The sequence below is a fragment of the Saccharothrix sp. S26 genome (assembly GCF_021390395.1).
GTDB lineage: Bacteria > Actinomycetota > Actinomycetes > Mycobacteriales > Pseudonocardiaceae > Actinosynnema.
Window position 1 is genome coordinate 174667 of sequence record NZ_JAJUWT010000025.1, and the last position, 6398, is coordinate 181064.

Annotated in this window: 6 protein-coding genes; 4 read left to right on the top strand and 2 right to left on the bottom strand. The window is 71.8% G+C overall.

Features of this window, described 5'->3' with window-relative positions; translation table 11 throughout:
- The first annotated feature begins 109 nt into the window (after window positions 1-109).
- Window positions 110-751 (top strand): CatB-related O-acetyltransferase, encoded by a 642-nt coding sequence (locus LZG04_RS34105; RefSeq protein WP_233824955.1) that lies wholly within the window; start codon window positions 110-112, stop codon window positions 749-751.
- Between the two features lie 76 nt (window positions 752-827).
- Window positions 828-2741 carry a patatin-like phospholipase family protein gene (locus tag LZG04_RS34110; RefSeq protein WP_233824958.1) on the top strand — a complete coding sequence of 638 codons (1914 nt, stop codon included), beginning with the start codon at window positions 828-830 and terminating at the stop codon, window positions 2739-2741.
- A 418-nt stretch (window positions 2742-3159) separates the two neighbouring features.
- Here the strand turns inward: LZG04_RS34110 and LZG04_RS34115 are convergent, their stop codons facing one another.
- Both LZG04_RS34115 and LZG04_RS34120 read right to left on the bottom strand, forming a co-directional pair.
- On the bottom strand, window positions 3160-3468 hold the full coding sequence (locus LZG04_RS34115; protein ID WP_233824960.1) for a hypothetical protein: 309 nt from the start codon (window positions 3466-3468) through the stop codon (window positions 3160-3162).
- Window positions 3469-3504: 36 nt separating this feature from the next.
- Window positions 3505-4452 carry an alpha/beta hydrolase gene (locus LZG04_RS34120; RefSeq protein WP_233824962.1) on the bottom strand — a complete coding sequence of 316 codons (948 nt, stop codon included), beginning with the start codon at window positions 4450-4452 and terminating at the stop codon, window positions 3505-3507.
- A 55-nt stretch (window positions 4453-4507) separates the two neighbouring features.
- Between LZG04_RS34120 and LZG04_RS34125 the strand changes: the two genes are divergently transcribed.
- Both LZG04_RS34125 and LZG04_RS34130 read left to right on the top strand, forming a co-directional pair.
- Window positions 4508-5530 carry a M48 family metallopeptidase gene (locus LZG04_RS34125; protein WP_233824964.1) on the top strand — a complete coding sequence of 341 codons (1023 nt, stop codon included), beginning with the start codon at window positions 4508-4510 and terminating at the stop codon, window positions 5528-5530.
- A 72-nt stretch (window positions 5531-5602) separates the two neighbouring features.
- Window positions 5603-6358 (top strand): trypsin-like serine protease, encoded by a 756-nt coding sequence (locus tag LZG04_RS34130; protein ID WP_233824966.1) that lies wholly within the window; start codon window positions 5603-5605, stop codon window positions 6356-6358.
- The last annotated feature ends 40 nt before the right edge of the window (window positions 6359-6398 follow it).

Here is a 6398-nt window from a genome sequence, read left to right on the forward strand (position 1 = left end):
ACGCGGGCGGATCGACCGCCAGGGCGGGAGGTCAAATGCAACTCCAGTTGCGTTAGCGGGGCGGGCGTGTCACTCTAACGCAACCCGAGTTGCGTTAGGAGCCTTGCTGGTGATTCCCGACCCCACCGTCCTGCACCCGCTGCCGCACGCCGACCGCGTCGTGCAGCTCAAGCCGTTGGTGACCTCGCCGACGATCGAGGTCGGCGAGTACACCTACTACGACGACCCGGAGCACGCGCTGGAGTTCGAGACCCGCAACGTGCTTTACGGGTACGGCGAGGAGAAGCTCGTCATCGGCAGGTTCTGCGCGCTGGCCACCGGCACCAGGTTCATCATGGCCGGCGCGAACCACCTCACCACCGGCGTGTCGACGTTCCCGTTCACGATCTTCGGCGGCACGTGGGCGGAGCGGACGATGGACCTGATCACGGGGATGCGCACGCGCGGTGACACGGTGGTCGGCAACGACGTCTGGTTCGGCTACGAGTCGCTCGTCCTGCCCGGCGTGACGATCGGCGACGGCGCGATCATCGCCGCGGGCGCGGTCGTGACGTCGGACGTGCCGCCGTACACCGTGGTGGGCGGCAACCCCGCGCGGCCGGTGAAGCGGCGCTACTCCGACGAGGACGTCGCCCGGCTGCTGCGCGCCCGGTGGTGGGACTGGCCGGTCGACCTGCTGACCGAGCACGTCCGCACGATCATGTCCGGCACGCCGGAGGAGGTCGAGCGCATCGCCCGCGCCCACCTGTGACCCGTGGCGGGACAGCCGGTTGGTCCATCGCCACGCCCGCCGGTGACGGGAGATCATGGTGGGCGGGAGGTTCGCCATGGCCGAGGACTTCAACCGGTACTGCGACCTGACCATGCGGGGTGGGACGGCCAGCGGTGTCGTCTACCCGCTGGCGGTCGTGGAGTTGGCCAGGCACTACCGGTTCCGGTCGTTGGGCGGTGCGTCGGCCGGTGCGATCGGGGCCGCGTTCACCGCCGCGGCCGAGAAGGGACGGGATCGGGACGGCTTCCGCAAGCTGGCAGAGGTCGTCGACTGGTTCGCCGCGCCCGGCTGGCGGTTGGCGCAGCTGTTCCAGCCCAGCGCGCACACCCGCAAGCTGTACCGGATCGTGGCCGCCTCCATGCAGCGCCGCGACTCGACCGGGCGCAGCCCTCTCACCTGCCTGCTGCTGGCCCTGGTCAGCGCGATCGGCTGGCGGGCCAGGGTGTTCCTCGCGCTGGCGTCGGCGCTGTGGCTCGTCGGCCCGACCCTGTGGTCGCGCGCGATCGACTGGGGCTCCACGCCGACGTGGCTGCTGATCGGCCTCACGGTCGTGGTGGCGGTCGCCGTGCCGTGGATCGTGCTGAGGGTGCTGCCGAGAGGTCGTGACGCCTGGTTGCGCCGCATCGGCACCGGGCTGCTCCTGGTGGTCCCGTTGATCCCGGTCGCCCTGGGCACGCGGTGGACGGCGCAGGACCTGGCGAGCGCGGCCACCGCGGCGGTGTGGTGGCTGGTGCTCGGGTTCGCGTTCGTCAGCGCGGTCGCGGTCACCTACGGGTTGGGGGCCAAGCGGTTCCTGGACCGCATGGCCACGACCATCCACTTCGGACTGGTGCCGGGCACCGGGGCGTTCCGGCCGAACTTCTGGGACCGCCGCTGCGGTGTGCCCGCGTCGACCGGTGTGCCGCCGTTGAGCGACTGGATCGCCGACGTGCTGGACGACCTGTCCGGTGCCACCGACCTGATGTTCGGCGACCTGACCACGAACCTGGTCCTGATGACGACGGACCTGTCCGAGGGCCGCCCCTACCGCCTGCCGTTCACCGAGCCGCGGGCCGAGTGGCTGTTCTGCCCGACGTGCCTGACGACCGTGCTGCCGAGACGCATCGTGGACAAGCTCGGCCGCGACGCCACCGCGCACCGCTGCCCGCTGCACCCCGACGAGACCGTGAACGTGCTGCCGCACGACCTGCCGGTGGCGTTGGCCGTGCGGATGAGCATGCCGTTACCGGGCCTGATCGCCGCCGTGCCGCTGGTGCGCGCCGAACCGGAGCCGCGCGTGCACTGGTTCTCCGACGGCGGCATCACGAGCAACTTCCCCATCCACTTCTTCGACACCCTGCTGCCGCGCTGGCCGACGTTCGGGCTGAGCCTGCAGTCCTACCCGCCGGGCGACGACCGGGACGTGTGGCTGCCCGAGCAGGACGCGTCCACGGACGGCACGCCGTGGCGCGGCATCGGCCTGGTGCAGCACTTCGCGTCGGCGATCCTCAACACCATGCTGGACTGGCGCGACACCATGCAGTCCGCCCTGCCGGGCTACCGCGGTCGGATCGCGCACGTCCGCGTCGGCGCGCTGGAGGGCGGCACGAACCTGTTCATGCGCCCCGAGACGATCCGCGCCCTGGCCGAACGCGGCGCGCGGGCCGGACGGCTGCTGCGCACCCGGTTCACCGAGGACGACGCCACCAAAACCGACCGCTACCGCTGGATCCGGATGCGACTGGCCATGCGCGAGTACCGGCAACTGGCCCGGCAGGCCGCCGACCGCACCACCCTGTACCACGACCTGACCGCTCGTTACCGCATCCCGGAGGACCTGCACGCGTGGTTCGAGCACCCGCCCGCCGGCACGGACCCGAACGCCGGGGAGATCGGCCTCACCCTCGACGCCCTGGGCGCGGTACCCGACGGCCCGCTCGACGGCGAACCACCGATCGACCCCGACCTGCGCCTCACCCCACCGGAGTAGCCGACGGACATCCCCCGGAACCGCCCGCACATGGTTCGCCATCGGGTCATGGGCGTCCGTGCTCGACGTTGAGTGCCGGTTCGGCGGTGGCCGTCCGCTTTGGTTTTGCTACGTCGGAGTTGTTCGGCTGATCCGCCGAGGCCCGGTGTCCGGACTCCGGCGCGTCGTCATCGTCGGACGACTTGCACACGGTTCGCGCATCGGGTCATGGGCGTCCGTGTCCAACCCCGACTGCCGGTTCGGCGGAAGCCGTCGGTCAGGCCCGGTTCCGCGGCGAGGCCCGGAATTGTCGTACCCCGCCGGCAGAATAAGAACAGGGGTCCCCTGGGCGGGGACGCCTGCGAAGCGTCGGCGGGTGCGCGAGGTCGGCTGCGGGAGCGTTCGGGTGAAGGGCCGGCCGAGCGTGGCGGTCGTCCGGTCATGGGTTGTCGGTGGTGTCAGAGGTCCACGCGGCGGCGACGTCGACATGGCGCGGGCCGCCCGATTCGGTGATGGGGCGGAACCACGAGGCGCACTGTGGGACCGAGTGGACCTCGCGCGCGGCCTCCCCGGCTTCGGCCCGGCTGCGCCACATCACCACGTCGAGCCGGCCGCCGTCGTCCTCCTTGGTCAGGTACGCGGCCAGGCGGCCGGGGAAACGCCGGCGCAACGCGGCCACCACCGCCGGGCGCTCGGCGAGCAACTCCGCCCCCTCGCCGATCCGGAAACGCGCCGGTTCCGTCGTCACCACGGCTCCGCACGACAGCCGGGGCCACCGACAAGGTCAGATGTCGTCCAGGAACTCGTCGACCTCGGCCAACGCACGCCGCCGCACGGGCTCCGCGGACAGGAACAGGTCGTGCATCCCGCCCTCCACCGGCACGATCCGCACCCGCCCGCCGATCTTCGGCCCCCACCGCCGCATGTGCTCCACGTCCAGCACGGTGTCCGCGGTCATCGCCTCGGGTGTCCAGCGCTTCGCCCGCAGGTGGCTGCGGCCCGACGTCAGCAGCAGCACGGGCACCCGCACGTCCAGCCCCCGGTGCAGGCGGGCGTGTCCGCGGCGGACCGCGCGCAGCCACCCCGCGTGCACGGGGAACGCCTCGACCGGCTTCCACGCCGTGTCGAAGTCCCACTCGCCGTGGTGGTCGCGGTGGATGCTCTCGCCGTACACCGGGCCCAGCCCCGGCTTGAGCACCAGCTTCGGCGTGAACCGCCCGACCGCCCGGATCAACGCCGTGCCGACCGTCCGCACCAGCCACGGCTCGGCCAGGTCCAGCCACGGGCTGTTGAGCACCAGGGCGTCCAGCACGTCGTCCGAACGCCGCTCGTGCGCCCACAGGCTGGTGATCAACCCGCCGGTCGAGTGGCCCATCACCACGAGGTGCCGGTGGCCGTCCTCCTCACGGATCACCCGTGCCGCGGCGTCGATCTCCTCGAAGTGCTCGGCCAGGTCGGTCACGAAGTTCGCCACCTGGCCGGGCCGCAACGACCGCCCGTACGCGCGCAGGTCGATGGCGTAGAAGTCGAAGCCGCGCGCGGTGAAGTGCTCGGCGACGTGCCGCTGGAAGAAGTAGTCCGCGAAACCGTGCACGTACAGCACCGCGCCGCGGGTGGCGGGACGCGCGCGTCGCCGGACCAGGGTCGCGGTCGTGACGCCGCCCCCCAGGGGCAGCGCGCGGGTCTCGTAGTCGGTGCCGAGCACGTCTTCGTCCACGTGGTCAGTGTGCACGCCGATTCCTCCGATCGGGGACAGGCGGGGCGTGGGTCGTGGCACTGTGGGAGGCATGAGCAGCGAGGAGATCGAGCGGTCGAACGCGCGTGTGCGGTTCCCCGGCATCAGCCCGCGGGCGTACGAGCACCCCGTCGACCGGGGGGCGTTGGCGGTCTTGCGCGCGGTGCCGGGCATCGGCCCGGTGTTGCAGGCGGTCGCGGGCGCGTTCACCGAACGCGGTGAGCGGTTGGGTTACCTGGCGTCGAGCATCCGGGTCGGCCCCAAGCAGTACCCGGAGCTGGACCGGCTGCGGTTGGAGGCGGCGGCGACGCTGGACGTCGACCCGGTGCCGGAGCTGTTCGTCAAGCGCGACCCGGTGCCCAACGCCATGACGCTGGGCATCGACCGGCCGTTCATCGTGCTCACCACGGGTCTGATCGAGTTGCTGGACACCGAGGGCCTGCGGTTCGCCATCGGGCACGAGATGGGTCACGTGCTGTCCGGTCACGCGCTGTACCAGACGATCCTGCAGCGGCTCATGCAGTTGCAGCACGGCCTGGGCTGGATGCCGGGCGGCTACTGGGCGATCACCGCGATCATCGCCGCGCTGCGCGAGTGGTACCGCAAGACCGAGCTGTCGTGCGACCGCGCGGGCCTGCTGTGCGCGCAGGACCCGGCCGCCGCGCTGCGGGTGCACGTCGCCATGGCGGGCGGCATGGACCTCAGCCAGGTGGACACGGCGGAGTTCCTCAAGCAGGCCAAGGAGTACGAGCAGGTCGAGGACGTGCGCGACAGCGTGCTCAAGCTGATCCGGACGTGGCCGCTGACGCACCCGATGGCCGTGGTCCGCGCCGCGGAGCTGCAGAAGTGGGCGGCGGGCGAGGAGTACCGGGCCATCCTGACCGGCTCGTACCCGCGCCGCGAGGACGACCGGCCGACGAGCTCGTTCACGGAGGACATCAAGTCGGCGGCCCGGTCGTACAAGGAGTCGGCGGCCCAGTCCGAGGACCCGCTGATGAAGGTGGTCAACGAGGTCGGTGACGTGCTGGTGGGCGCGGCGGGCAAGGTGCGCAGCAAGTTCACCGGGGCGGACTAGCCTTTTCGGCCCAGCGGATTCGGCTGTTCTGGCTAACCTCCTCCTGAGGCTTTCGATCAGAAGGAGGGGCCGATGCGGCTCGCCGGGTTGTTGATGACGTTGTTGATCGCTCTCGCGGGCACCGCCACCGCGGCGGACGTGGACGAGCGCGTGGTGGGTGGCCACCGGGTGTCGATCTCCGACCACCCGTGGGTGGTCTACGTGACGGACTCGAGCGGCAACCAGTTCTGCGGCGGCACGCTGGTCGCGCCGACGAAGGTGGTCACGGCCGCCCACTGCGCGACCACGCGGACGCCGCGCAACACGCGGGTCGTGCTGGGGCGCGAGGACCGCCAGAGCAGCGGCGGCGTGGTCGCCCGGCTCACCGACATCTGGGTCCACCCCGACTACGTGAGCGCCGACCAGGGCGAGGACGTCGCCGTGCTGACGTTGCGCTCGGCGGTGAGCTACACACCGCTGCCGCTGGCGCACCCGGACGACGCGGCGCTGTACGAGCCGGGCACCGAGGGCCTGGTGCTGGGCTGGGGTCGGACCAGCGAGCAGGGCGCGTCGTCGCGGTACCTGCTGGCCGCGACCGTGCCGGTCATGGACGACGCGCACTGCGAGGACGCGTACCCGCAGTTCGACCCGGACGAGATGACGTGCGCGGGCTACCCGGACGGCGGGGTGGACACCTGCCAGGGCGACTCGGGCGGCCCGTTCGTGGCGGGCGGGAAGCTCATCGGCATCACCTCTTGGGGTGAAGGTTGCGCCCGTGCGGGCCGGCCCGGCGTCTACGCCGAGGTCAAGCGGTACGCCGACGTGCTCGAAGCGCAGCTGAAGGCGTGAGCGGGCGGCGTGGGCGCGGCCACCGCGCCGGCGCGCCGGC